The sequence below is a fragment of the Microbacterium umsixpiens genome, from assembly GCF_053543675.1.
In genome coordinates this window covers 16,045-16,937 of record NZ_JBLVOH010000067.1, presented here as the reverse complement: position 1 = coordinate 16,937, position 893 = coordinate 16,045, and the positions used below count along the sequence as shown (strand labels likewise).

At 69.7% G+C, this 893-nt stretch carries 1 protein-coding gene; it reads right to left on the bottom strand.

Annotated features, from left to right (window positions below):
* On the bottom strand, nt 1-893 hold an 893-nt coding region (locus ACNPM4_RS06830; RefSeq protein ID WP_448985179.1), incomplete at both ends, for an MFS transporter.

The window sequence follows — 893 nt, the reverse complement described above, 5'->3', positions numbered from 1 at the left end:
CGATGTGCGCGAGCACGCGCCGGCCGAGGAACACCGTCAGCGCTGCGATGAGGACAGACGCCGCCGCGAACAGGTACGGCACTGTCGCGTTGAACGCGTGCCACAGGAGCGCCGCGATCGGAGGAGCCATCGCACCACCGAGGAAACGCACCGCGGAGTAGGCGGAGGAAGCGACGGAGCGGGGGAGGTCCGTGGCCTCCATGACCGCTTCGGTCAGCACGGTGTTCATCACACCGAGCAGCAGACCGCCGATGACGATGCAGGTGACGAGGGCGGCCGCGTTCCCGACCACGAGCCCGGCGGCGACGAGGTCGAGTGCGAGCAGAGGGAGCACCACGAGGATGATCCGCGTGCGCGGCATGCGGCGCATCAGCACCGGCGCCACCCAGACGCTCGTGACCGCGAGAGCGACCCCCCAGCCGAAGAATGTGAACCCGATTCCCATTGCGCCGAAGCCCAGGGGGAACGGCGAGAACGCCAGCAGCACGAAGAAGCCGATGTTGTAGAACAGTGCGGCGACCGCGAGGATCGCGAGGGCGGGGCGTCGGAGCGCCGAGAACGGGGCGGAGAAGGGCACCGGTACCCGCTTCTCTCCCGGTCCGCGCAAGAGCACGAGCACGGCGACGAAGGCGATCGCCATCAGCACGACGACGCCGAAGAACGGGCCGCGCCAGCTCTGCTCGCCGAGGAGGCCGCCGAGCAGGGGGCCGACCGCGATGCCGAGGCCGAGTGCCGCCTCATACAGGATGATCGCGGCGCTGCTCCCGCCGGATGCCGACCCGACGATCGTCGCGAGGGCGGTCGAGATGAACAGTGCGTTGCCGAGTCCCCAGCCGGCACGGAAGCCGATGACGGCATCGACGCTGCCGCTCAGAGCACACAGGAGGGCGAAG